The organism is Arthrobacter sp. P1_B11, from assembly GCF_056406715.1.
The window spans coordinates 52152-74471 of the sequence record NZ_JBFTZQ010000005.1; the positions used below are offsets into that span (position 1 = coordinate 52152).

General features: G+C 64.1%; 26 protein-coding genes. 16 read left to right on the forward strand and 10 right to left on the reverse strand.

The genetic code is table 11. The features are described 5' to 3' along the window. Positions 1 to 36: 36 nt before the first annotated feature. On the reverse strand, positions 37 to 888 hold the full coding sequence (locus AC1D14_RS05725) for a glycoside hydrolase family 16 protein (protein WP_230118059.1): 852 nt from the start codon (positions 886 to 888) through the stop codon (positions 37 to 39). 592 nt (positions 889 to 1480) lie between these two features. Then, positions 1481 to 1858: a cupin domain-containing protein gene (locus AC1D14_RS05730; RefSeq protein WP_230118058.1), complete on the reverse strand. Its 378-nt coding sequence runs from the start codon at positions 1856 to 1858 to the stop codon at positions 1481 to 1483. A 605-nt stretch (positions 1859 to 2463) separates the two neighbouring features. On the opposite strand from AC1D14_RS05730, the gene AC1D14_RS05735 reads away from it, so the two are divergent. Beyond that, positions 2464 to 3117, forward strand: coding sequence for a DNA alkylation repair protein (locus tag AC1D14_RS05735; RefSeq protein WP_230118056.1), 654 nt, complete (start codon positions 2464 to 2466; stop codon positions 3115 to 3117). A 24-nt stretch (positions 3118 to 3141) separates the two neighbouring features. Here the strand turns inward: AC1D14_RS05735 and AC1D14_RS05740 are convergent, their stop codons facing one another. Further along, complete coding sequence (locus tag AC1D14_RS05740; RefSeq protein ID WP_476968191.1) at positions 3142 to 4476, reverse strand: ammonium transporter; 1335 nt, start codon at positions 4474 to 4476, stop codon at positions 3142 to 3144. A gap of 423 nt (positions 4477 to 4899) precedes the next feature. Here AC1D14_RS05740 and AC1D14_RS05745 point away from each other — a divergent pair, with 423 nt between their 5' ends. Together AC1D14_RS05745 and AC1D14_RS05750 are read left to right on the forward strand one after the other, a co-directional pair. Continuing rightward, complete coding sequence (locus AC1D14_RS05745; RefSeq protein WP_230118054.1) at positions 4900 to 5349, forward strand: DUF1810 domain-containing protein; 450 nt, start codon at positions 4900 to 4902, stop codon at positions 5347 to 5349. Positions 5350 to 5681: 332 nt separating this feature from the next. Continuing rightward, positions 5682 to 5858, forward strand: coding sequence for a CsbD family protein (locus AC1D14_RS05750; protein ID WP_230118053.1), 177 nt, complete (start codon positions 5682 to 5684; stop codon positions 5856 to 5858). On the opposite strand, the gene AC1D14_RS05755 is transcribed toward AC1D14_RS05750, so the two are convergent. Continuing rightward, positions 5845 to 6351, reverse strand: a complete 507-nt coding sequence (locus tag AC1D14_RS05755; RefSeq protein ID WP_230118052.1) for a metallophosphoesterase family protein — start codon at positions 6349 to 6351, stop codon at positions 5845 to 5847. The genes AC1D14_RS05750 and AC1D14_RS05755 overlap by 14 nt on opposite strands. A 14-nt stretch (positions 6352 to 6365) precedes the next feature. Here AC1D14_RS05755 and AC1D14_RS05760 point away from each other — a divergent pair, with 14 nt between their 5' ends. The 4 genes from AC1D14_RS05760 (at position 6366) to AC1D14_RS05775 (ending at position 8099) form a co-directional block, all read left to right on the forward strand. Further along, entirely contained in the window at positions 6366 to 6908 is a 543-nt protein-coding gene (locus AC1D14_RS05760) for an NUDIX domain-containing protein (RefSeq protein ID WP_476968192.1), read from the forward strand. An 11-nt stretch (positions 6909 to 6919) separates the two neighbouring features. Continuing rightward, positions 6920 to 7273, forward strand: coding sequence for a TraR/DksA family transcriptional regulator (locus tag AC1D14_RS05765; protein ID WP_230118050.1), 354 nt, complete (start codon positions 6920 to 6922; stop codon positions 7271 to 7273). 84 nt (positions 7274 to 7357) lie between these two features. Further along, positions 7358 to 7546 carry a DUF1918 domain-containing protein gene (locus tag AC1D14_RS05770; RefSeq protein WP_230118049.1) on the forward strand — a complete coding sequence of 63 codons (189 nt, stop codon included), beginning with the start codon at positions 7358 to 7360 and terminating at the stop codon, positions 7544 to 7546. A 46-nt stretch (positions 7547 to 7592) separates the two neighbouring features. Beyond that, positions 7593 to 8099 (forward strand): hypothetical protein, encoded by a 507-nt coding sequence (locus AC1D14_RS05775; RefSeq protein WP_230118048.1) that lies wholly within the window; start codon positions 7593 to 7595, stop codon positions 8097 to 8099. Here the strand turns inward: AC1D14_RS05775 and AC1D14_RS05780 are convergent. Continuing rightward, positions 8070 to 8774, reverse strand: a complete 705-nt coding sequence (locus AC1D14_RS05780; RefSeq protein WP_230118047.1) for an endonuclease/exonuclease/phosphatase family protein — start codon at positions 8772 to 8774, stop codon at positions 8070 to 8072. The genes AC1D14_RS05775 and AC1D14_RS05780 overlap by 30 nt on opposite strands. Positions 8775 to 9066: 292 nt before the next feature. On the opposite strand from AC1D14_RS05780, the gene AC1D14_RS05785 reads away from it, so the two are divergent. Next, complete coding sequence (locus tag AC1D14_RS05785) at positions 9067 to 9870, forward strand: thioesterase family protein (protein ID WP_230118046.1); 804 nt, start codon at positions 9067 to 9069, stop codon at positions 9868 to 9870. 28 nt (positions 9871 to 9898) lie between these two features. Here AC1D14_RS05785 and AC1D14_RS05790 read toward each other — a convergent pair whose 3' ends face one another. After that, positions 9899 to 10282 carry a DUF2177 family protein gene (locus tag AC1D14_RS05790; RefSeq protein WP_476881379.1) on the reverse strand — a complete coding sequence of 128 codons (384 nt, stop codon included), beginning with the start codon at positions 10280 to 10282 and terminating at the stop codon, positions 9899 to 9901. Between the two features lie 16 nt (positions 10283 to 10298). On the opposite strand from AC1D14_RS05790, the gene AC1D14_RS05795 reads away from it, so the two are divergent. Continuing rightward, positions 10299 to 11048, forward strand: coding sequence for a lipoate--protein ligase family protein (locus tag AC1D14_RS05795; protein WP_476881378.1), 750 nt, complete (start codon positions 10299 to 10301; stop codon positions 11046 to 11048). A gap of 81 nt (positions 11049 to 11129) precedes the next feature. Next, positions 11130 to 12185: a LysM peptidoglycan-binding domain-containing protein gene (locus AC1D14_RS05800; RefSeq protein WP_476881377.1), complete on the forward strand. Its 1056-nt coding sequence runs from the start codon at positions 11130 to 11132 to the stop codon at positions 12183 to 12185. Between the two features lie 10 nt (positions 12186 to 12195). Here AC1D14_RS05800 and AC1D14_RS05805 read toward each other — a convergent pair whose 3' ends face one another. After that, positions 12196 to 12816: a LysE/ArgO family amino acid transporter gene (locus AC1D14_RS05805; RefSeq protein WP_476881376.1), complete on the reverse strand. Its 621-nt coding sequence runs from the start codon at positions 12814 to 12816 to the stop codon at positions 12196 to 12198. Positions 12817 to 12888: 72 nt separating this feature from the next. Here AC1D14_RS05805 and AC1D14_RS05810 point away from each other — a divergent pair, with 72 nt between their 5' ends. Beyond that, positions 12889 to 13770, forward strand: a complete 882-nt coding sequence (locus AC1D14_RS05810; RefSeq protein ID WP_230118041.1) for a LysR family transcriptional regulator ArgP — start codon at positions 12889 to 12891, stop codon at positions 13768 to 13770. A 46-nt stretch (positions 13771 to 13816) separates the two neighbouring features. Here the strand turns inward: AC1D14_RS05810 and AC1D14_RS05815 are convergent, their stop codons facing one another. Continuing rightward, positions 13817 to 14074, reverse strand: coding sequence for a mycoredoxin (locus AC1D14_RS05815; protein ID WP_078028863.1), 258 nt, complete (start codon positions 14072 to 14074; stop codon positions 13817 to 13819). A gap of 106 nt (positions 14075 to 14180) precedes the next feature. Here AC1D14_RS05815 and AC1D14_RS05820 point away from each other — a divergent pair, with 106 nt between their 5' ends. Further along, positions 14181 to 14930, forward strand: a complete 750-nt coding sequence (locus tag AC1D14_RS05820; RefSeq protein WP_290369730.1) for an SOS response-associated peptidase — start codon at positions 14181 to 14183, stop codon at positions 14928 to 14930. 24 nt (positions 14931 to 14954) lie between these two features. Here the strand turns inward: AC1D14_RS05820 and AC1D14_RS05825 are convergent, their stop codons facing one another. Next, a complete protein-coding gene (locus AC1D14_RS05825) occupies positions 14955 to 15389 on the reverse strand; it encodes a VOC family protein (RefSeq protein WP_476968193.1) in 435 nt (144 codons plus the stop codon). Positions 15390 to 15403: 14 nt separating this feature from the next. Between AC1D14_RS05825 and AC1D14_RS05830 the strand changes: the two genes are divergently transcribed. Beyond that, a complete protein-coding gene (locus AC1D14_RS05830; protein ID WP_476881374.1) occupies positions 15404 to 15730 on the forward strand; it encodes a chorismate mutase in 327 nt (108 codons plus the stop codon). 15 nt (positions 15731 to 15745) lie between these two features. Here the strand turns inward: AC1D14_RS05830 and AC1D14_RS05835 are convergent, their stop codons facing one another. Beyond that, on the reverse strand, positions 15746 to 16132 hold the full coding sequence (locus tag AC1D14_RS05835) for a hypothetical protein (RefSeq protein ID WP_230118038.1): 387 nt from the start codon (positions 16130 to 16132) through the stop codon (positions 15746 to 15748). Between the two features lie 143 nt (positions 16133 to 16275). Between AC1D14_RS05835 and AC1D14_RS05840 the strand changes: the two genes are divergently transcribed. The 3 genes from AC1D14_RS05840 to thrS all read left to right on the forward strand — a co-directional run bounded on the left by AC1D14_RS05840 (position 16276) and on the right by thrS (position 22314). Continuing rightward, positions 16276 to 16620, forward strand: coding sequence for a DUF6504 family protein (locus tag AC1D14_RS05840; RefSeq protein ID WP_230118037.1), 345 nt, complete (start codon positions 16276 to 16278; stop codon positions 16618 to 16620). Beyond that, positions 16617 to 20174 (forward strand): DNA polymerase III subunit alpha, encoded by a 3558-nt coding sequence (locus AC1D14_RS05845; protein ID WP_476881373.1) that lies wholly within the window; start codon positions 16617 to 16619, stop codon positions 20172 to 20174. The genes AC1D14_RS05840 and AC1D14_RS05845 overlap by 4 nt, the downstream gene beginning before the upstream one ends. 175 nt (positions 20175 to 20349) lie before the next feature. Then, positions 20350 to 22314, forward strand: a complete 1965-nt coding sequence (thrS, locus tag AC1D14_RS05850) for a threonine--tRNA ligase (RefSeq protein WP_476881420.1) — start codon at positions 20350 to 20352, stop codon at positions 22312 to 22314. The last annotated feature ends 6 nt before the right edge of the window (positions 22315 to 22320 follow it).

Sequence of the window (22320 nt, forward strand, 5' to 3'; positions counted from 1 at the left end):
AAACAGGGACCCGCCAGGCCTGCGTTGGTGCCCGTCTTACTTGTAGACGCGGACCCAGTCGACCTGCATCTGAGAAGGCGTGGTGCGTGCCCCGTTCGGGAACCAGTCGAGCTGCAGTGTCTGGTGCATGGCAACCGACGGCAGGTGCGCCCGGTTGGTGTCGGTGAAGGTCTTCACGCCGTCGATGTATCCGGTGATGCCGGAAGGAGTCCATTCCACCGCGTAGTTGTGCCACTGCGTAGTATCAACGGCCTTCGCCATCGTGGTCTGGGAACTGGAGCCGCCGCAGGCGTAGTGCAGGAAGAACTTCATCTTGGTGGTATCAGAGGTGCCCTCGGCATAGTCGATCTCGGAGCATTTCGGTCCCGTGCTGCTGTTGGGCCAGAGGATCAGGACCGGATGGTACTGCGGTGCCCGGGCGCTGGTCCTCATGCGGGTTTCCCATCGGCCGTACTTTTGGCGCCCGAACTTTGCAGACATACCGCCGGTGGTGCCGGCCGAGTCACCCTTTACCGTGGCCACGCCGTTGGCGACGGACCAGGCCTTCGCGCTGCGGACACCCTTGCCCGCGTGCCCTGAACCCTTGTAGACGCTCCATTTTGTGGCGTCCGGTGCACCGGCGCGGGAGAACTCGTCGCCCGCAAGGACCCGGCCCCAGCGCAGGCTTGTGGCGGCCTGCTTGTCTGTGCTCGCTGTGGTGAGGTAGGAGGCGGGCACAACCGTCGTTGCCGCAGCGCCGCGTGCGTAGGACGCGGGGGCTGCAGCACCCGCGGCTGGATCGGCGGCAACCGACGGGCTGGTGGTGCCGGTTGCAGATGGCGCGACGCTGCACCCGGTCAGGGACAGGGCGCCGATGGCAATGGCTATGGCGAGCTTGTTCTTGGACAAAAGAGGACCCCTCCGGGCATAGGAATGGCGCACACGAACCACAGCCGGGGTGTGATGACGCATGCGGAAGTTCTTCGGCCCCCTTTACGGGAGCCGGGGCGGCAACGGTGCCGCCCGACGGGTCCAGAGCCCTGCGTTCAGGCATCCGGGGCCCGGTTTTCGGGCCAGCCCTCCGGGCCAGTCGCCAACGTTACCTGTTCGTGACCATTGACTGCAAACCGAAATCGGTTGACAGGATGGAATCGAGTGCTTGGCAATGTCCGGTCGCATGGGAATGGTCACCATGCAGGAGCAGGCGTCGGCTGGCGATTTTGACGTTTCGGGCGCAACGGCCCCGTGGGACCGACGCTGCCGTTCAGCGCGGGCTCTGCCCGCTACCGATCAGCGCTATTGGCGCATCTAACGGCGCCTGCATGCAGCGGGCTCCCGGTGTTCAAGCGTCCGAGGGATCGGTGGCCAGGTTCCCTGGTCACCGATCCGGGAAGCCGGCCCACCGATCCGGGAAGCCGGCCCACCGATCCGGGAAGCCGGCGCGGACCCAAAGACTGCAGGCAAAAACCGCGTCGGGAGCCGGCAAGGCGGCGCAGTAAGGCTAGTCCGCCGCCTTGGCGAACGTGGCAGCGCTCAGGAACTCGATGCCCGTAAACGAGTCGTCTCCTTCGACCCAGGCGTCGTGGCCTGGCGGGATGGTGTACGAATCGCCCTGAGTGATGTTGATACGTTTCCCATCAGTCGTTTCGACGACCAGTTTCCCGGCGACGCAGAAGCCGACGTGGCTGTTCTGGCACGAGTCGGTATTGACCACGGGCTTGATTGACTCGGACCAACGCCATCCGGGCTCAAATGTGAGCCGGCCAATGGTGTAGTCGCCAACCGTGACGACGTCGACCGCGGCCTTATCCGGGCGGCGCTTTTCGTCAGGGGTGTTGTGTGACTTCACATCCAGCTGAGTGACAACGTTAGTGGGCATTGCACTCCTTCTTTCAACGTGGGGTGGATATGGGCCGTCAGGTCAGATACTGAAACCCGACAGCAGAATGAGCACGCGCGCGCAGATTTCGCGCAAACCATTCACCAGATTGCGTACGGTGACAGCCTCCTCCGTTCGGTCGCAGTTGTCGATACTCCACGATCGAGGCCGGGACTCAATGGCCGGGGGTGCCTTTGCGCTGATGATCAACCGACGGGATGCCCGTGGTCGCAGGTGGTTTCACCGGGCCTGACCTCATGCCCCTGGATGCAGGTCACGCCGGGAGGCGACGGCGTGTCATGCGCGATGAAGAACAGGCTGCTGTTGCCGTGGCTGAACTGGCTTTCTTCGCGCTGCAGCCATGAGGTGGTTTTGTGCCTGTGCTTCTTCGAAGCCTCAGAGTCATCGTGCTGTAGGTGCCGAAACGGGTTCGTGACCACGGCGACCTCGACCTTTCAATATTCCGTCGCTGCCTCTGCGCAGTGAAAGAGCCGGTGCAACGAGTATAGGCGCGGCCGTCGGCTCGGATAAGCCCTCACAATTGACCAAGACACGTGCATCAGGGGGATTAGACGTCGCGGCGCGGGACCGGAAAGAATAGTCAGGTGAGTGAGGCTGGCGAGTTCATCGACATCGCCCTTCAACGTGAAGGTGCGTGGCATCGGGCCGAAGATATGCGTCTCAAGCTTGGCGACGATCTTCAGTTCTACGGCTCCTCGGTTGGGGCGGTGCGGGGCGCCATCCGCGATGCCCTCCGCCGCCACTCCGACCTGACGCACGACGAGGTCACCGCATTGAGTTCAGAGCTCTGGGCTGTGCCGGTTTTTGAACGCCGCCTCGCCGCCGTCGTACTGCTTCAATCCAAAGTGCGGCTACTGATGAACTCAGACCTGACCCGTATCGAAGGCTTTGTCAGGACAGCACGATTGCGCGACTTGGTCGATCCTTTGGCGGTGGACGTCGTTGGTCCCCTGATGGAGGGTCTCGACGCTCAGGGTAGGGGACGGGCTGACGCTGTGCTGGACCGGTGGGCGGAGGAGTCTGACGTCTGGTTGCGCCGTGCTGCCCTCTTGGCGCCGCTGCGGGCACTTCGGCGCGGCAGGGGTGACTGGGACAGGTTCTCGAGCCAGGCGAGGACCATTCTCGAGGAACCCGCGGGCGATGGCCCCGAGTGCAGGGCAGCCCGTGAGGCAATCTCCTTCGTACTGGATGAAGTGGCGAAAAGCCGGCCGGAGCTGCGGCTTTCGACCGGCTTATAGGTCCGCGGCTGTACCCGAAGCCGCTTAGGCGCTGACCGTTTCCGGCTCGGGCTGGACGCTCTGCTGCGCCGACGGCATGGTGTGGATGTGCTGGCGGAGCGGGTGGAACTGGCTTGGGCCAAGTCCGCCGAACTCGTACGCGGTCTCGGCGTGCTCGGTCAGGTCTACGCCCGTGACCTCGTCCTCATGGCTGACACGGAAGCCGATGGTCTTGTGGAGGGCGATGCCGATGACGGCCGTCATGAACGCGGACAGTGCAAGGGTGATGAGGACGGCAACAGTCTGGGCAACGAGCTGCTGGATGCCGCCGCCGTAGAAGAGGCCGCCGCCTTCGCCGTTGACGGGCAGGGCGATGAAGCCCAGGGCCAGTGTGCCGACAAGCCCGGCACCGAGGTGGACACCGACTACGTCGAGCGAATCGTCAAATCCAAACTTGTACTTCAGCTCCACGAACATGGCCGAAGCAAACCCGGCAACCAAACCGAGGGCCACCGCGGCGACAGGACTGACGTTGGCGCAGGCGGGAGTGATGGCGACCAGGCCGGCGACGGCGCCGGACGCAGCACCCAGCGAAGTCGGGTGGCCATGGCGGACTTTTTCGGTGACGAGCCAGCTGAGCATCGCCGCTGCCGGAGCCGCAAGCGTGTTGATCCAGATCAGTCCGGCCTGCTCGGCGGTGGTGGCTGCGCCGGCGTTGAAACCGAACCAGCCGAACCAGAGGATCCCCGCGCCGAGCATGATGAACGGGACGTTGTGCGGCCGGTGGCTGGCGTCCTTGCCGAAGCCGTGGCGCTTGCCGATGATGAGGGCAAGAACCAGGGCAGCGATGCCGGAGCTGATTTCGACGACGGTGCCGCCGGCGAAGTCGATGACCTGTCCGAAGACTGCGCTGACCGCTCCGCCGTGGCTCATGAGGCCGCCGCCCCAGACCATGAAAGCGAGGGGGCAGTAGACGGCTGTGATCCAGAGCGGGACGAAAATGACCCAGGCGGTGAACTTCGCCCGGTCTGCGATGGCGCCGCTGATCAGGGCCACGGTGACCATGGCGAACGTTCCGCTGAAGCCGGCCTTGATCAGGTCAGAACCAACGATGTTGGAGAGGCCGAAACTGGCGAACGGATTGCCGAACACGCCCAGGAAGCCTTCGCCGCCGCTCATCGAATAACCCCAGAGGACCCAGACGACTCCGACAATGCCCGCCGAGACGAAGCTCATCATGATCATGTTGAGGGCAGCCTTCGCACGGGTCATGCCGCCGTAGAAGAGGCCCAGACCTGGGGTCATGAGTAGAACGAGTGCCGCCGACACCATTACCCAGACGTTTCCCGCAGTGAGTTCCACCAGTGTGTCCCTTCGCATCAAGTTTGCCAACCGGGCTCCGATGATGCCGGCCGATTTCCCCCGTATCGATACTCGTGGACGTTTGTTTCAGGCCATGGCTAGCCGAGTTACGTCAACGTTTCAGAAATCGTCCTAAAGTAAAGCCCGCATGACCGATCTGTTTCCGGAATGTTAACGGAGCCGCTTGAGGCGCGGCCTTATTGGGCGCTCACAAGGCCTTTGGAGCGGAAACACGCGCCTTGGCCGGAATGGCTCGGTGAAAACACGTCCAGCAGCGGTTCATTACGGCTGCGTGAACGGCTCCTAACCGGGCATCCGGAGTGGCCGTGCGGCGGCCGGGATGTTGACCGCCACCTCGCGGCGCGCCCACGATGGCGTATGTGCAGTGCGGGAAACCCGTCTGTACAGTGCGGGAACCCCGTCGACGACCGAGGAGCAGCTGTGGATGATCCCTATAACCTTGATCGCTTTCTGACCGCCCAGAACGACGGCGGCACCTACGATCAGGCACTGGCCGAGCTGCGGGGCGGCAGCAAGAGAGGTCACTGGATGTGGTTCGTGTTTCCCCAGATTGCCGGGCTGGGCCAGAGCGCCACGTCCAGGCTGTACGCCATCTCCTCGCTGGATGAGGCGCGGGCTTACCTCCGGCATCCGGTGCTCGGCCCGAGGCTGACCGAGTGTGCGGACGCAGTGGCCGGGCTCAAGAACCGGACGGCGGGACAGATCTTCGGCGGCATCGACGCGCAGAAGCTGCATTCTTCCGTGACCTTGTTCTTGCGCGCAGCAGCACCAGCGGAACCGGCCTTCCAGAAAATTCTTGATCAGTACTTCCAGGGAACGCCTGACTCCGCAACGGACGAATTGCTGGCGGAACAGCGACCTCGCCGCTGACCCCTTCTTGGGGGTGAGCGGATGGGCTGAGCGGCCAGGCAGGCGTTGTAGCCGGGTCCGGCGTTTCGGGGGGAGTGCGCCCGGACCCGGCAGTCCCTCATCGACGGTTCGCGGCTTCCTTCAACTTCAGGACACAGCTACTCTCACTGCTGTCTCTTGGGAAAAGCCCGGGCTTCAGACCCGATCTGGTGGTCCGTCCCGCACCCCCCAAATGGGGGGGCAGCCCATGTTCTGCAGCCATCCGCCCGACTCCTTCTCCGGTCGGGTCGCCGGTCCTACACTGGAAACACGAGCCGGTCCGCAGCCAGCGGGGGCACGACGGAAGGACAGTCATGGGTCTGGGCGACAAGATTGATAACGCAGCAGAAAAGCTTGGCGGCAAGGCCAAAGAAGGCGCTGGCAAGGCCAGAGACGATGAAGGCCTCGAAGCGGAAGGCAAGGCCGACCAGGCCAAAGCCGACATCAAGCAGGCTGGCGAAAAGGTCAAGGACGCCTTCAAGCACGACTGACCTCGACCAGTTCCACGTCCAGCAGGCGGCCGTCGCCGACGGCGGCCGTCATGTACGTGCACACGGGCTGGCGCCGGCGGTCGGTGGGTGAGCCGGGGTTGAGCAGGCGCAGGCCACAGCCCGACGTCGTGTCCCAGGGAATGTGCGAGTGGCCGAAGACCACGACGTCTGCGTCCGGGAAGAGCGCTTCGCAGCGATCTTCCCGCCCTTTCGCCGGCCCGGTCTCGTGGATCATGCTGAAGCGCACGCCGTCCAACGTGACGCTGGCCGTCTCGGGCAGCCGCTGCCGCACGTCGCCGCCGTCGTTGTTGCCCCATACACCGATCAGCCTGCGGCTGCGCCGCTCGAACTCGTCCAGTAGTTCCGCCGTCACCCAGTCCCCGGCGTGGAACACCACGTCCGCTTCGGCGACGGCGGCCCACACCTGTTCAGGCAGCGTCCTGGCCCGCTTGGGGACGTGGGTGTCGGAAACAAGAAGCAGCCGCAGGCTCATCAAAGCATCTTCCCATGGGGCACACTGGAACGATGGAGAATATGGTTTCGCCGCCGCCCGGAGATCCCCGCCGCCCGTTCGGCCCGCGTGATCCCGGCGACGCCTGGGTGGAAGGGGAGCGCGGGCGATTCTGGGGCCGGTTCGGTTCAGCAGGGCTCCTGGCCCATGATGCGGAGAAGGGCATCCTGCTGCAGCACCGCGCCACGTGGAGCGACCACGGCGGTACGTGGGGCCTTCCCGGCGGCGCGCTCCATCAGGGAGAGGACCCTGTCACCGGTGCACTCCGGGAAGCCTTCGAAGAGGCCGCTGTCCCGGAGGAGAACGTCAGGGTCCTGTTCACCTCTGTGTTCGACGTCGGCTACTGGTCCTACACGACTGTCGCGGTCGTCGTCCTGGAGCCGTTCGAAGCCGCCATCACCGACCCCGAAAGCATTGAACTGAAGTGGATCCCCGTCGACGATGTGGCCGGGCTCAACCTTCACCCCGCCTTCGCTGCGTCTTGGCCAGCACTCAGCGAGAAACTGCTCGAGCACGAACGGCCGGTGCTTCATGACTGACCCGCTGCTGCATGATTGATGTCGAGCGGTTCCGGATGCTTCTTGAAGCGGAACGAGCCCGCAAACTCGCCCTGCTGCCCGCGCTCCGCGCCGACATTGCCTCGGCCAACGCCGCCCGCCAGAACTCCAATGTCGACGACGAGCACGATCCTGAAGGCGCCACTATCGCCTTCGAACTGTCCCAGGCCTCGGCACTGCTGGACCAAAGCAGGTCCGGCCTGACACAGGTCGAGGCCGCCCTGGAGCGGATCTCCGCAGGCACTTACGGTTCATGCTCCATCTGCGGGGAGCAAATCGGGGAGGGGCGGCTTGAGGCGCGGCCGTGGACGCCATTTTGCATCCGTCACGCGCGGGGCAAAGCCTGACGAAACACGGCCCGTCATCCTGTCCTGACGGCCTGTTCCGAAGATGGGGCCAGCACCGTACGCTAGGGCTGGGAGGTGATTGCCATGGAGGCAACCCAGGGAGACCGCATCATCATACACGGTAGGACGGTTGAATCGTCGGACCGGCATGGTGAGATTCTGGAAGTCCGCGGGCCCAACGGAACCCCGCCGTACCACGTCCGCTTTGACGACGGCCACGAGACGATTATGTATCCCGGCGGCGACTTCACTGTCGAGCACCGCCCCACATAGTCCCCTCCAGTGAGCGCATCCACGAGGCGGCCCGACAGGATCCTGATTGTCATTCTTTTCATCATCGCCGGCCTCGAACGGGTCGGGCCCTTTCGGGAACCCGGAGTACGAGACCGAGGATGTGTTTGATCTCGTCAAGGTCAACGGAAGATGGCTCGTGCAAACCGCCCCGTGGCGACTCGCCATCTGTCTGGTCTGGGCCGCTGTGTGGGGGTGGCAACGGTGGATGTGGCTGCATCCTGCCAAAGGGCCCGGCCGGCTCGCAGAGGTGCCCACCGTGGCGGGCTCGGTGTTCGGACTGCTGATCGGCGCCGGCGGGGCGGTCAGCGCTTTGGGGGCGCTGCTCGATTCCGGCCTTCAGGGATTCACTGGCACTCATTCGATCGGGGCGCCATGGTGGGCCGAGGGCGAGTATGTGCTGGTGGTCGTTGGCCGGAATGCCCTGATCGACGTCATTCCGCTGGCGGGCGATTCCCTGAAGGGAATGCCCCTGAAAGGAATGCCCCTGCCAGGAACTGCCGGGTCAGGAAACGGGCTGCTGTTTGATCGGTGAGCGGTCCTGACCGTATTCCGCGGTGACCAGGATAGGCAGGTGGTCGGACTTGCCGCGGGGCAGCGTCTCAACGCTTTCAATGTCCAGCCCCAGGGACGTCGCGAAGTCGAAGTGGCCTTTGAAGACCTTGTAGCGCGTATAGGTCCTGCGGTTACTGAGCGACAGGGCGTAACCCGAGTCCTTCATGTTGGCGTGCAGACTCTTGGTGAAGAAGGGGTAGTTGAAGTCCCCGACCATCAGCGTCATGAGCCCGCTGCCCATGCTCAGCAGCTCCGCGTGCGCGGCATGGATCTGCTTGCGGCGGAGCGAATTCGAGGCGGTCAGCGGCGCCGCGTGGAAGGAGCCGATGACCAATTCGTGGTCCGTCTCGTTGTCCACCATTCGGGTGCCGATCAGACGCTCGTGGGCGGGCGCCATCACACGGTCGTGCATGGACTTCTTCAGGGCAAAGGTCTTGGTTTCCAGCGCCGTGAACCGTTCGGTGCGGTAGTAGATTGCCAAGCCGAGCCGGTTGCCCTTGGTGAAGTCGGCCAAGTGCAGGGGGCCGAGGGTGTCGGGCAGGTCGGCTGAATCGCACTCCTGCAGGCAAAGGGCATCGACCCCGAAGTTGCGGGCCAGATTGACCAGCTCGCCGCTCGCCTTGTGCTTGCGGAGGTTGTAGCTAATTACTCGCATCAGTGGAACACCTCTTCTGAGGGCTGCTAGAAGGACCAGTCTCCGAGTCTACCCAGAACATCATATGGAGAACGGGAGCTTTAAGCGCGCGCGTCCGGCGGCGCCGCGACCAGGCGGGACCAGCACCCAGCCGCGGCCGTCGTCGGTGTCGTTGTCCGATGTGGAGCCGTCCCCGCCCCCGAGTGTCCGGAGGATCCGGTGCCCCCGAAGCAGGGGGCCTGGGACATCTGCCCGGGGCGCGAAGCGATAGGGTGATTCGGGATGATCAATCAGAGCTTCGAAGGGGTCGACGTTGACTGCTGCACTGCCGGAACTCGCCGAGGGCGACTTCTATTACAAGGACTTGGGTGGGGGACGCTTCTGCTCAACCATCCATGCCCAGGGGGCCTGGAACGTGCACGAACAGCACATGGCGCCGGCCTCGGGATTGCTCGCCGACCGGCTGGAACGGCACGAGCCGCGCGCTGACATGCGCATGGCGCGCATCAGCTACGAGATCCTGGGCCTGATTCCCGGCGGCGGCTTCGACATCGTCACCACAACGCTCCGCCCCGGCCGGACCATCGAACTCCTGCAGGCAGAATTGGTGTCGGCCGGACGGGTGGCCATCCGGGCCACCGCGTGGCGGATGGTCACTTCCGATACCGCCGCCGTCGCCGCCTTCGAGGACACGGCTATCCCGTCCCCTGGCGACTGCAAGCCATACGACGGCGCCAGCGTCTGGCCCGGCGGGTACATCCGGTCGCTCGAGATGAGGGTAGCGGACGGTCACCGGCCAGGCTCGGGCAAGGTCTGGTTGCGCACCGACCACTCGCTGACGAACGCGGCGGACAGCACTGACATGGCACGGCTGATGGGCCTCGTGGACACGGCTAACGGCATTGCCGCCAGGGTGCCCCCTGGTAAGGACAGCTATGCGTTCCCCAACCTGGACCTGCAGATCCACATGTACCGCCGGCCGGAGGGCGAATGGCTGGGTCTGGACAACGCCGTGTCTTTTGGCACCGACGGGATCGGGCTCACGTCCACGGTGCTGCATGACCTGGCCGGGCCGTTCGGCCGCGCAGAGCAGATCCTGACGCTGCGGAAGAGCTAGGAGCCGCCGCCGGATCCGGTGAACCGGCCTAGTGGAACACCAGCCAGCCGGCCAGCGTGGCGAGCGCGGTCAGCACGGCGCCCCAGGCCAGGTCAACGAGAATCAGCTGGATAGGCCACTTTTTGAGCGTCGCGGCGTTCGTCAGGTCATACGTCGCGTATGCGAACGCACCCAGCGCCGCCCCATAGCCGACGGCGGCCAGCCAGCCGCCGCCGTCGAGCGCTGGCCGCAGCGCGAAAAAGACGATCCCGGCGATGTAAATCAGGTAGAAAGCGACGGCGTACCCTAGATTGGGCCGATCGGCCAGCAGGTCGCCGATGTGGCTGCGGTAGAACGGGTTCATGAGCTTGAGCCATACGGCGTCGATCACGGCGAACGCACTTGCTACGACCAGAAATTGCACTATGACCATAAGGGAGCTTAGCAATATGCAGCAGGCTGGGGCCGGACCGCGGGCGCTGACCGTCGTTCGCCAGCACCACTCGCTGGGGGCAGCCAGGGACCTTGACTTCGGGATCGAGCTGCTGGGCCTGGCCAAGGCGGGCCGGATCGGGCCCACGCTCAGGCTCTACCGCCCCGCGCCGACGGTGGCCTTCGGGCAGCGCGACACCCATCTCGCCGGCTTCGGAGCCGCCGCGCAGGCGTGCCGCGAGCAGGGCTTCGAGCCGCTGATCCGCAAAGCCGGCGGACGGGCCGCCGCGTACCACGAGGGCACCCTGATCGTTGACCATGTGGAACCCCACACTGATGCGATCGCCGGAGCCAAGGGCAGGTTCGCGTTCTTCGGCGAGATGCTGGCGCAGGCGCTCCGCAGCACCGGTGTGGATGCTGCCGTAGGCGAGATTCCGGGGGAGTACTGCCCGGGCGAATTCAGCGTCCACGGCACCGATCCGGAGGTTCCCTCGCATCAGGTCAAGCTCGTAGGAACCGCGCAGCGCGTCGTGTCCGGCGGGTGGCTGTTCAGCTCGGTCATCGTGGTGGAGAATTCGGCGCCGATCCGCAGCGTCCTTACAGCGAGCTATGCCGCCCTTGGTCTGGACTGGGATCCGGCGACGGCAGGCGCGGCGGACGACCTCGTGCCGCACCTGGACGTTCAGGCCATCGAGGACGCCGTGATCAGCACTTATGGCGGCTACGCAGCCCTCGCGCACGCGGACTTCAGCAGCCTGCAGGGTTAACGGCAGCCAGCCGGTGTATCGCCTATGCTCGATGGCGTGCTTTACGCGGGTTTCCCGCGTTGCCGGATTGGGGGGACTGAAATGGTTGAAACAGGGAAAAGAAGCTCAGATGTACCGGCCAAAAGGCTGGCGCTCGCCGTCGTGCTTGCCGTCGTGCTTGCCGGCGGACTGACGGGGTGCGGCGCTCAGGCGGTGCGGGCGACGGACCCGGCGACGCCTGAGACGCAGGCGTCCGCGGCTGTCGTGAAGTCGGGTGCTCCCACTCCGAGGTCACTGAAGGGGCCCAAAGTGGCCGATTCGTTCGGAAACGTCGATTTCTACACGACGGCGGCGGGTGACACCCACGCGGCCCTGGCTGCCGCGTTTGGGATCTCGGAGGCCAAGATCGCCGCTTTTAACGGGCTCACTCCCGGGGCGCCGCTGGTACCCGGAACGAAACTGCGGCTGATTCCTCCTGCCGGCCCGATGGCCGCAGCCACCGGTACCGCGAGTGTCGATGCCGCCGGCATCCCCAGGACGTACATCGTGTCGGCCGACGACACGCTGGACGGCATCACGTACCGCTTCGGCATCACTGAGGAACAGCTGGCGGAGGCAAACAAGGTCCCGTTCGTCCACGAGCAGGGGAACGTATACTTCCTTCACCCGGGTCAGCAGATCGAGCTGCAGAAGAAGCCGGTGGACAGCCGATCCGGCACCGGAAAGACCGTCAACAACTCATTCGGCCGGGCCGACTTCTACACCACTGTGGACGGGGACTCCCTTGACAGCCTCGGCTACCGGTTCCGCTCCACCACCCGGCAGCTGCTGCTGTACAACCCCGGATTGAAGGCAGACCGGCCGATCCCCGCCGGAACCCGGGTGAGGCTAATGCCGGGAGACTTGAAGATCGAGGGCGCGCAGGGCACCGCTACTGCCAGCGCCGACGGCGTGCCTGTCACCTACACGATGGCGGCCGGGGACGTCGAGCGCCAGGTCGCGTTCCGCTTCAATCTGCGCCTCGATGAACTCGAATCCGCCAATCGGCCGCTGACGCCGGGAACGCGGACCTGGATTGAATTCACTGACCTGCCGTCCGGCGAGCTTAAACCCGGCCAGACCATCAGCCTCACCCTGGACCAGCCCATCACTAAGTGAGCGGGCAACCCTACGGAACGGCCAGGAACGCGGCCAGGATCACCATCAGGACGGCGATGGCGCCGTCGAGAACCCGCCAGGCTCCGGGGCGGGCAAAAACCGGGGCCAGGAACTTCGCACTGAAGCCCAGGAGGCTGAACCAGAGCGTGCTTCCCGCGATCGCTCCCCAGGCAAACGGCCAGCGGCCATCGGGGCCCCGGTCGGAAGCCAGGGAGCCCAGGAGCACCACGGTGTCCAGATACACGTGCGGGTTCAACCATGTCAGGGCGACGGCGGTACTCACCGTTGCTGCCAGCGTGCTGCGTGCGGATGGGGCGGCGGCCGTCATGGCGCCAGGCTTCAGGGCGCGCCTGGCCGCGAAAAAAGCATAGGCGAGAAGAAAGGCGGCTCCGGCCCAGCGGACAACGGCCAGTGCCAGCGGTGCGGCCTGGATCAGCGCGCCCACGCCGGCCACGCCCGCAGCAATCAGGACCGCGTCGCTTGCGATGCAGACAGCCACGATGGGGACCATGTGCTCGCGGCGCAGTCCCTGGCGCAGGACGAAGGCGTTTTGCGCGCCAATGGCGACGATGAGGGACAGGCCGGCTCCAAAGCCGGTGGCAAGGGCAGCGAGAGTGTCAGGGATTTCCACCTGCCTGACTCTAGGTGCCACGGAATCATGAGTACAGCTAAACTTTCTTAACTCTATTAAGGAAAATTCAGGATGGATGCGACAACCGAACAGCTCAGAACGCTCGCGGCGGTGATCGACCACGGCACCTTCGACCGTGCCGCCGCGGCGCTGCATGTGACGTCGTCTGCCGTCAGCCAGAGGATCAAGGCACTGGAGCAGCAGACCGGACGCGTCCTGCTGCTCCGCACCAAGCCGGTCCGGCCCACGAAGTCCGGAAGCGTTGTGGTTCGGCTGGCCCGCCAGGTGGCTCTCCTCGAAAGTGAGGCCATGGATGAACTGGGGCTGGAGGGTGCCGGGGCGCGCCCGCGCATTCCGCTGGTCATCAACGCCGATTCGCTGGCTACGTGGGTTCTCCCGGCCCTGGCGCGAGTTGAACGGGCAAGTTTTGAGATCACCATCGACGATCAGGACCACTCCATCGACCGCCTCCGCGAAGGAACCTCGATGGCGGCCATCACTTCCAATCCGGAGCCGGTGCAGGGATGCACTGCCCGCCCGCTGGGCGTCATGCGCTACCGCCCTGTGGCCAGCGTCCCGTTTGCGGAACAGTGGCTGCCCGAGGGGTTTACCGACGAGGCCCTGTCCTCGGCGCCGGTGGTGGTTTTCGACCGCAAGGATGCCCTCCAGGACCGCTACCTTGAGCGCAGGCTGGGCTCAGGTGCCAAGTTCCCGCCCCGCCACTTCGTCCCCGCGTCCTCGGACTTCGTGCACGCGATTGAACTCGGGCTCGGCTGGGGCATGCTGCCCGACCTTCAGGCCATGCCACTTCTTGACGCCGGCACCCTCACCGTGTTGGATGCAAACGGGTATCTGGACGTACCGCTCTACTGGCAGCAGTGGTCCATCGAATCAACCACGCTCACCCGGATCGCCACGTCACTCGCAAAAGAGGCGGCCGCGCAACTGCGCTGACCGCCTCCCTCCCGTGCGCCAGGTTGAACCTGTGCGGCTGTTGACCTTATGCCGCGAGACGGCTCTTGACCTCGGCGGCCGACGGGTTCGTGGCGGCGGTGCCGTCCGGGAAAAGGACGGTGGGAACCGTGCGGTTGCCGCCGTTGATCTGCTCGACGAGTTCGGCCGTGCCGTCGACTTCTTCGATGTTGATCTCGGTATAGCCGATTCCCTGGGCATCGAGCTGCTTCTTGAGCCTGTTGCAGTAGCCGCACCAGGTGGTGGAAAACATGGTGATGGTGCCGTCTTCGGGAGTGAAGTCCACGGAGCTCTCCTCGTGTTTAGGTTTTATGCCGGTCAGTTTCGTTCCCGTCAACCGTAACCCGTGCGTCGGTATTCCCCCGCTTGTATTGCGATGGCATGCTGGTGCCATGTGTGGACGCTACGTGATGGCCAGGGCCGTCGGGGACCTGCTGGCAGAATTCGACGCCGAACTCGAAAATGAAATAGCCATCCCGCCATCCTGGAACGTTGCCCCCACGGACGATGCCCCCATCGTCCTGGAACGCCTGATCGATGGCGGCACCACCCGCCAGCTGCACATCGCCCGCTGGGGCCTCGTGCCGTCCTGGGCGAAGGACCCGCGCATCGGGCCGAAGATGATCAACGCCCGGAGTGAAACCGTGCTGGAAAAGCCGGCGTTCCGCAAGGCCGTGCAGTCGCGGCGCTGCGCTGTGCCGGCGGACGGCTACTACGAATGGAAGCAGGGCGAGGGCCGCAGCAAGCAGCCCTACTACGTCCACCCCACCGAGGGCACCGGCATTGTCTTTGCCGGGCTGTACGAGTGGTGGAAGGATCCGTCCACGCCGCCGGGCGACCCGGCACGGTGGATGCTTTCGATGTCCATCATGACGGCGGATTCCCCGCCGGAGGGCGCTGAAGCCACGGTGTTCGGTGAACTCACGGCGCTCCACGACCGTGTCCCGCTGCCCATGAGCAGGGAAACGATGGCCGCCTGGCTCGACCCGCAGGTTGATGATGCCGCCGGGCTGGTGGACCTGGTCCGCTCCGGGGTGAAGGATGTCGCGTCCGGCTGGCGCGTGGATTCGGTGGGGAAAGCCGTGGGCAACGTCCGCAATAATTCGCCGGAACTCATCGAGCCAGTGGAGGCCCTCTTCTGACGCCGCATACTCCGCCGGCAGCCATCAGACGGTGACACGTCCGCCGTCGTCAACTGTCCAGGTGGGGTTGAAAGCAATCTCCCACCGGAAGCCGTCCGGATCGGCGACGTACCCCGTGTAGCCGCCCCACGGCTGGGTCTTGGGGCTGGCCACCACAGTGGCTCCGGCGGCTTGCGCCTGTGCCACCACCTGGTCGACTTCGTCTGCGCTTGCCACGTTGTGGCTGAGCGTAATGCAGGGGACGGCGGCCGGGGCGTCGACGGCCGGGGCGTCGACGGCCGCCTCGGCCTGCATCTGCCCGGCGTCCCAGAGCGAGAGAATGAGGCCGTGGTTGACCTGGATGAACACCACCTCTGGAAACTCGCGGTGGACGGGCCAGCCAAGGCCGTCCACATAGAAGCGGCGGGAGGCGGCGACGCTTCGCACTCCCAGTGAAATAAAATCGACTCGGGGCTGCATGGTTCGATACTGTCATGGACATGCTCACAAATCACGGAGACGATAAGAACGCCAAGGCTGACAGGGAACAGCTCGCAGCTGTCCGGATCGCCGTGGACGAGGTTGATGACCAGATCGTCACGCTGATTGCGCGCCGCGAACGACTGATCAGGATCGCGGGAACGCTCAAGGGCGACGACGCGGAAGTCCGGGCCCCCGGACGGGTGGAGCGCGTGATCGAACATGTCCGTGCCGCGGCCGAGAAAAAGGAAATTGACCCGGATATCGTGGAAAGCACCTACCGGGCCATGATCTCGAAGTTCATCGAGCTTGAGCTGCAAATCCACAAGGACAACAGCTAGAACTTTGCGAAGCGCCTAGAGCGCTTCGTCCACCGGCACTCCTGACTGGAATTCCCGGCCGTCGGCCTCGCTGAAGGCCGACATGAGGTGGCCTTTGCCCAGCCCGAGCACAGTGCTCATGGGGAAACTGCCGGTAATGGTGCTGCCGGAATGTTCGACGCTGTTGACGTCGAAGTTCTCCTCCGTGCCGTCATGGCTGAACGAGTAAATCGACACCGCCTCGCCGTTCATGAACTCAATTCCAAGCCTCCGTTGATGTGAGTAATCCGGAGTTGCAGCCACGAGCCCCACTACGAAGGCGCCCGATCCTGGAATGTTGCCGTCAATATCGAATTTGGCCACCAGGGTGGTGTCTTTGGCGGCGATGCTTACGTGCTTCAGGAGTGCGTCATTGGAACTCATGGCTCCATCCTGCCCCCTGAGCCGCCGTCCGTCCACACCTCATCTAGGTTTTGTCGGAGCCCCGGCGTAGACTGGTGTTATTCGAATACATATTCTAATAACCCTTATTTACCGCACATTCAGTTTGGCTTCCGGAGGCACCTATGGGCATGTTCAGCGAGTCCGTAGACGTCGTTTGTGGGGCGGAAGGCCAGCCGGTGGAGCTTCAATGGGGCGGCAGGACGTACACGGTAGGCGCTGAACCGGTGCGTTGGTATGAACGCCGCCAATGGTGGGCTGAGGAGCAGCGGGCCCCGCTGGGCAGCGGCCCGGGGCTCGTGGATCACGAGATCTGGCGCGTCCAGGTGGTCTCTGCGAAAACGCCTGCCAAAGCCACTCAGACACCGCCGGCTGATGAGCACCTGACACTTGATCTGGTAAGGCATACCGGCAGCGGACGGTGGAGGCTTCTCCGGATCCACGATGCACTCCGGCATAAAACAGCATGAGCTTCACCCACCTGCACGTTTCCACCGCCTTCAGCGCCCATTACGGGGTTTCGTGGCCTGATGACCTTGCCCAGTCGGCAGCAGCCGAAGGGGCAACAGCCCTTGCCTGCACTGACAGGGACGGACTGTACGGCACCATCAAGCACCTCAAGGCGTGCATGGGTGCCGGACTCGACCCCGTCGTCGGGGTGGACCTCGCCGTTTTCGACGACGACGGCGACCTCCGCACCCAGCTTGCCGGCCGCGTCGTGGTGCTTGCGCACGGCAATAACAACGGAGCAGGATACAAGGCGCTCTGCCGGCTGATTTCGGATGCGCACGCCCGCACCACTGGTAAAGCGGGGGGAGTCGTCCCAGTTGCCGTAACCCGGGCGGAACTGGCATCAAGGATCCTTGACCCGGAAACCCTGAAGCCGGTCCTCACCGTGCTGATTGGTCCGGATTCCGACGTCGGACGTGCCATGGGAGGACGGCGGTACCTCCGGCCGCGCACCCTGTTCAAGGGCTGGCTGGACACGATGCCAGCCGGAAGCCTCGCTGCCGAAGTTGTTTCCCATCTCAGCACCCCCGGCGAGCCGCTGAGTACTGCCCACGCAGTACGGATGCTCAGACTTGCCGAGGAGCACAGTGTTCCGGCTGTACTCACCAATGCTGTCCGCTATTGTGCCGAGGACGGGGCAGCTACGGCCGACGTTCTTGACTCCGCCCGGACTTTGAAGTCGCTGCCGGAACTTTCCGCCGCCCCTCTCCTGCAGCCAAACGGACAGGGCTGGCTGAAATCGCCGGCGCAGATGCTGCAGCTGGGTCGGGAAATTATTCACGCCGCCGGGTATGGGGCAGCGGATCTTCAAGTGCTGCTCGCTCAAACGGAGGCGCTCGCCGACCGCTGCAGGATAGATCCCGTTTCAGACATGGGCTGGAAGCAGCCGGTGGTTCCGGAAGCGTCAGTGATCGGCATAGAGGGTGATCCCCTCGCGGAGCTGGCGCTGAGGTGTGAGGCAGGTGTGGCACGCAGGTTCCCCGGGATTTCCGGCAAAGCGGAGGCTGCGATGCGCGCCCGCCTGGGTCATGAGCTGAAGATCATCTCCAATTTGGGCTTTGCCTCATATTTTCTGACCGTGGCTGAAGTGTCGCGGATGATCATTGATATGGGGGTGAGGGCCGCTGCCAGGGGGTCGGGAGCGTCCAGTCTGGTCAATTACCTGATCGATGTCAGCCAGGTGGATCCGCTGCAGCATGACCTCATCTTCGAACGCTTTCTGTCAGGAGACAGGTCCACCCTGCCGGACATCGACATCGACGTCGAAAGCGCCGAGAGGCACAATGTTTACCGGAAGATCTTTGACCGCTTCGGCGCTCAACGCGTCACCCTTATGAGCATGCAGAACGGGTACCGTGCGCGGGGTGCCGTCCGCGATGCCGGGATGGCCTTGGGAATGGATGATGGCGATGTCGGGGAGATCGCCAAGCAGCTGTGGCGCTTCTCTGCCCGGAAGTTCAGGGAAGCGCTTGAGGAAAAACCTGAGCTTCGTGAATTTGCTGGCCGGGTGGAGCAGCGGGACTTTTCCGGAAACCAGCAGCTGGACCTGCTCGTGGACCTGACCGAACGTCTGGACAGGCTTCCCCGTCACATCTCCATGCACCCCTGCGGGGTAATCCTTGGCGATGCGGGCCTGATGGACCGGACCCCTGTGCAGCCCAGCGGACTGGGGCTTCCAATGAGCCAGTTCGATAAGCACGACATGGACCCCATGGGCATGCTCAAACTGGATGTGCTGGGAGTCCGGATGCAAAGCGCCATGGCTTTCGCCGTCCGGGAGATCATCCGGATCCATCCTTCAAAGGGTGAAGTGGTGGCTGCCGGCGCCCATCCCGTGGGACCTGACGGCAACGGGCCCGACTACATCAGTGAGGACGGCCGCATTGAGCTCAACGCTGTGCCGCTGGATGATGAGCCCACATACGAACTAATCCGGAGCACCCATACTCTTGGCTGTTTCCAGATCGAATCGCCGGGCCAACGCGAACTCGTGGGTAAATTGGCCCCCCGGGAATTCAACGATCTCATCATCGATATCTCGCTGTTCCGTCCCGGGCCCATGAAATCGGACATGGTGCGGCCTTTTTTGGAACACCGGCATGGGTTCGCGCCGGAGGTCTACCCGCATCCGGACCTGAAACCTGTGCTGCAGGAAACCCACGGGGTGACCGTATTCCACGAGCAGATCCTCAAGACATTTGACGTCATGACGGGCTGCGGGCTTGCCAGGGCCGACGAATTCCGCCGCGCCCTCGGCAACGGGGAGCTTGAGCCGAAGGTTGAGGAGTTCTTCCGCCGGAAAGCGCGGGAAAACCATTACACCCCGGAAGTGGTGGACAAGGTTTGGGGAACCCTCAAGGCCTTCGGCAGCTTCGGGTTCTGCAAGGCCCACGGTGCGGCCTTTGCCGTGCCCACCTACCAGTCAGCCTGGCTGAAAGCCCATCATCCTGAGGCGTTCCTTGCCGGTCTCTGGGAGCACGACCCCGGCATGTACCCCAAGCGCCTGCTTGTCGCCGAGGCCCGCCGTCTGGGGATTCCAATTCTTCCGCTGGACATCAACCGCAGCCTGGCTGAGTACCGTGTGGAGCGGATCGAAGAGGGGCCGGACCGCGGGAAACTTGGCATCCGGCTGAGCCTGAACGGTATCTTCGGCCTCTCAGGAGCGGAGCTGAAACGAATCGTTGCCGGGCAGCCCTATGACTCCCTGGCTGATCTCAGGGCACGGTCAAGGCTGAGTAAACCGAGTATCAAGAGACTGGCACAGCTGGGTGCCTTCGATTCGCTGCACCGTGAATCCGGCGGTGCCGCCAACCGGGCTGACCTTGTCCAGCATCTTCAGAACCTGCAGAACCGGCAGCCCAGGAAAGGAATCGACGTTATTGATGGCCAACTGGCCCTGCCCCTTGGAGACGTTGAACTGAGGAATATCAAGGCTGAACTCCCACCTCCCACCATGATCGAAAACGTCAGGGCTGAGTTGGACCTGATGGCTGTTGATGTCAGCGAGCACCTGATGTCGAGCCACCGGCCTCTTCTGGACAGGCTGGGCGTCACCACCGCGGACAAACTCCTCGGGTTGAGGAACGGCACGGAGGTTCTGGTGGCCGGGGTAAGGATCGCCACCCAGACCCCGCCGATGCGCGGGGGCCGGCGGGTGGTGTTCATCAGTATCGATGACGGCACAGGGTGTGTGGACTCTGTGTTCTTCCACGAGGCCCAGGAGCAGGCGGGATCTCTGCTTTTCGGAACCCGGCTTCTGCTGGTCCGCGGAACAACACGCAGAACCGGCCCGCGGGGGATCAGCCTCAGTGCCAGCATGGCTTGGGATCTCAGCCGGATTGACACCCTGCCCTTCCCTGAGAATGCGCCCTTTCCTGGGGAGAAATCCCACCACCTGCATAAGCCGGACAGCGGGGAGCCTCATCCCGGCACCGTCATTCCGGACGAATTCCGGCTCCCCGGGCCACTCAGCGGAATCAGCAGGAACCTTGCCATCACCGGGCTGGGCAGCTGACCTGCCCGGTCCCGCCCCTTCCGTGCGCCGCTTTGGCTGGCCTCTGTCCTTGCAGATACCATGGACGAGGCTGGCTGTGGTCCCCGTATGCCACAAGCTACGAAGCCTTAACTTTGAATAGGAGACACCCGTGTCAGATGCCCAGCAGATCACCCTCATCGTCGATGGCGAAGAGATGAAGGTGACTACCGGGACCACCGGCGCGGAACTCTTCTTTGAGCGCCGTGACGTCGTTGTAGCCCGCGTTGATGGCGAGCTGAGGGACCTGGACCAGCCGCTTCCCGAAGGTGCCGAGATTGAAGGCGTCACCATCGATTCCCCGGACGGCCTCAACGTGCTGCGCCACTCCACCGCCCACGTCATGGCCCAGGCCGTGCAGCAGCTGCGTCCCGACGCCAAGCTCGGAATCGGCCCTTACATCACCGACGGTTTCTACTTCGACTTCGACGTCGCCGAGCCGTTCACCCCGGAAGACCTGAAGACTCTGGAAAAGATGATGCTCAAGATCGTCAACCAAAACCAGAAGTTCGTCCGGCGCGTCGTGTCCGAAGATGAAGCACGCGAAGCCATGAAGGATGAGCCCTACAAGCTCGAGCTGCTGGGCAAGAAAAACAACGCCGCCGAAGCCGGAGAGGGCGTCAATGTTGAGGTCGGCGCCGGCGATATCACCATTTACGACAACGTGGACCGCAAGAGCGGCGACAGCGTCTGGTGCGATCTGTGCCGCGGCCCGCATCTGCCCAACACCAAGCTGATCTCCAACGCCTTTGCCCTGACCCGTTCGTCGGCCGCCTATTGGCTGGGCAACCAGAACAACCAGCAGCTCCAGCGCATCTACGGCACCGCCTGGCCCACCAAGGACGCCCTCAAGGCCTACCAGGAGCGCATCGCCGAGGCCGAGCGCCGCGACCACCGCAAGCTTGGCGCCGAACTGGACCTGTTCTCTTTCCCCGATGAGTTGGGTTCCGGCCTGCCGGTCTTCCACCCCAAGGGAGGAATTATCCGCAAGGCCATGGAGGACTACTCCCGCCAGCGCCACGTGGACGCCGGCTACGACTTCGTGTACACCCCGCATATCACCAAGGGGCACCTTTACGAGGTCTCAGGCCACCTCGACTGGTACAAGGAAGGCATGTTCCCCGCGATGCACATCGATGCGGAACTGAACGAGGACGGCACCGTGCGCAAGCCCGGCCAGGACTACTACCTCAAGCCGATGAACTGCCCCATGCACAACCTCATCTTCCGTTCCCGCGGACGGTCCTACCGCGAACTGCCGCTGCGCCTCTTCGAATTCGGTTCTGTCTACCGCTACGAGAAGTCCGGCGTGGTCCACGGCCTGACCCGCGTGCGGGGCATGACACAGGATGACGCCCACATCTACTGCACCCGTGAGCAGATGAAGGACGAGCTCACCACCACGCTGAACTTTGTCCTCGGTCTGCTCAAGGACTATGGCCTGGACGACTTCTACCTGGAACTCTCCACCAAGAACGAAGACAAGTTCGTCGGCGAGGACGCCGCGTGGGAAGAGGCCACCCGCACCCTGGCTGAAGTCGCCGAAGCCTCGGGCCTGGACCTGGTTCCGGACCCGGGCGGAGCCGCGTTCTACGGTCCCAAGATTTCCGTTCAGGCGAAGGACGCGCTTGGCCGAACCTGGCAGATGTCCACCATCCAGCTGGACTTCAACCTTCCGGAACGCTTCGAGCTTGAGTTCCAGGCCGCCGACGGCACCCGGCAGCGCCCAGTCATGATCCACCGTGCCCTCTTCGGCTCGGTGGAGCGATTCATGGGTGTACTCACCGAGCACTACGCGGGAGCCTTCCCGGCCTGGCTTGCACCGGTCCAGGTGGTGGGCATTCCCGTCGCCGAGACCTTCAACGACTACATGTTCGACGTCGTGGACCAGCTGAAAGCCGCCGGCATCCGAGCCGAGGTCGATATCTCCTCCGACCGCTTCCCCAAGAAGATCCGTACAGCCAGCAAGGACAAGATCCCGTTTGTCCTGATCGCCGGCGGCGAGGACGCCGACGCAGGCGCTGTGTCCTTCCGTTTCCGTGATGGCAGCCAGGACAACGGCGTGCCGGTGGCCGAGGCTGTCCAGCGGATCGTGGACGCCGTCCGCAACCGGACCAGCTAGCCCGCG

Coding starts and splice junctions, on each gene's coding strand:
- AC1D14_RS05730 (WP_230118058.1), bottom strand. CDS start 1,858: ATGCCCACTAACGTTGTCACTCAGCTGGATGTGAAGTCACACAACACC.
- AC1D14_RS05740 (WP_476968191.1), bottom strand. CDS start 4,476: ATGCGAAGGGACACACTGGTGGAACTCACTGCGGGAAACGTCTGGGTA.
- AC1D14_RS05750 (WP_230118053.1), top strand. CDS start 5,682: ATGGGTCTGGGCGACAAGATTGATAACGCAGCAGAAAAGCTTGGCGGC.
- AC1D14_RS05755 (WP_230118052.1), bottom strand. CDS start 6,351: ATGAGCCTGCGGCTGCTTCTTGTTTCCGACACCCACGTCCCCAAGCGG.
- AC1D14_RS05760 (WP_476968192.1), top strand. CDS start 6,366: ATGGGGCACACTGGAACGATGGAGAATATGGTTTCGCCGCCGCCCGGA.
- AC1D14_RS05765 (WP_230118050.1), top strand. CDS start 6,920: ATGATTGATGTCGAGCGGTTCCGGATGCTTCTTGAAGCGGAACGAGCC.
- AC1D14_RS05770 (WP_230118049.1), top strand. CDS start 7,358: ATGGAGGCAACCCAGGGAGACCGCATCATCATACACGGTAGGACGGTT.
- AC1D14_RS05780 (WP_230118047.1), bottom strand. CDS start 8,774: ATGCGAGTAATTAGCTACAACCTCCGCAAGCACAAGGCGAGCGGCGAG.
- AC1D14_RS05790 (WP_476881379.1), bottom strand. CDS start 10,282: ATGGTCATAGTGCAATTTCTGGTCGTAGCAAGTGCGTTCGCCGTGATC.
- AC1D14_RS05795 (WP_476881378.1), top strand. CDS start 10,299: ATGCAGCAGGCTGGGGCCGGACCGCGGGCGCTGACCGTCGTTCGCCAG.
- AC1D14_RS05800 (WP_476881377.1), top strand. CDS start 11,130: ATGGTTGAAACAGGGAAAAGAAGCTCAGATGTACCGGCCAAAAGGCTG.
- AC1D14_RS05810 (WP_230118041.1), top strand. CDS start 12,889: ATGGATGCGACAACCGAACAGCTCAGAACGCTCGCGGCGGTGATCGAC.
- AC1D14_RS05820 (WP_290369730.1), top strand. CDS start 14,181: ATGTGTGGACGCTACGTGATGGCCAGGGCCGTCGGGGACCTGCTGGCA.
- AC1D14_RS05825 (WP_476968193.1), bottom strand. CDS start 15,389: ATGCAGCCCCGAGTCGATTTTATTTCACTGGGAGTGCGAAGCGTCGCC.
- AC1D14_RS05830 (WP_476881374.1), top strand. CDS start 15,404: ATGGACATGCTCACAAATCACGGAGACGATAAGAACGCCAAGGCTGAC.
- AC1D14_RS05835 (WP_230118038.1), bottom strand. CDS start 16,132: ATGAGTTCCAATGACGCACTCCTGAAGCACGTAAGCATCGCCGCCAAA.
- AC1D14_RS05840 (WP_230118037.1), top strand. CDS start 16,276: ATGGGCATGTTCAGCGAGTCCGTAGACGTCGTTTGTGGGGCGGAAGGC.
- AC1D14_RS05845 (WP_476881373.1), top strand. CDS start 16,617: ATGAGCTTCACCCACCTGCACGTTTCCACCGCCTTCAGCGCCCATTAC.
- thrS (WP_476881420.1), top strand. CDS start 20,350: ATGAAGGTGACTACCGGGACCACCGGCGCGGAACTCTTCTTTGAGCGC.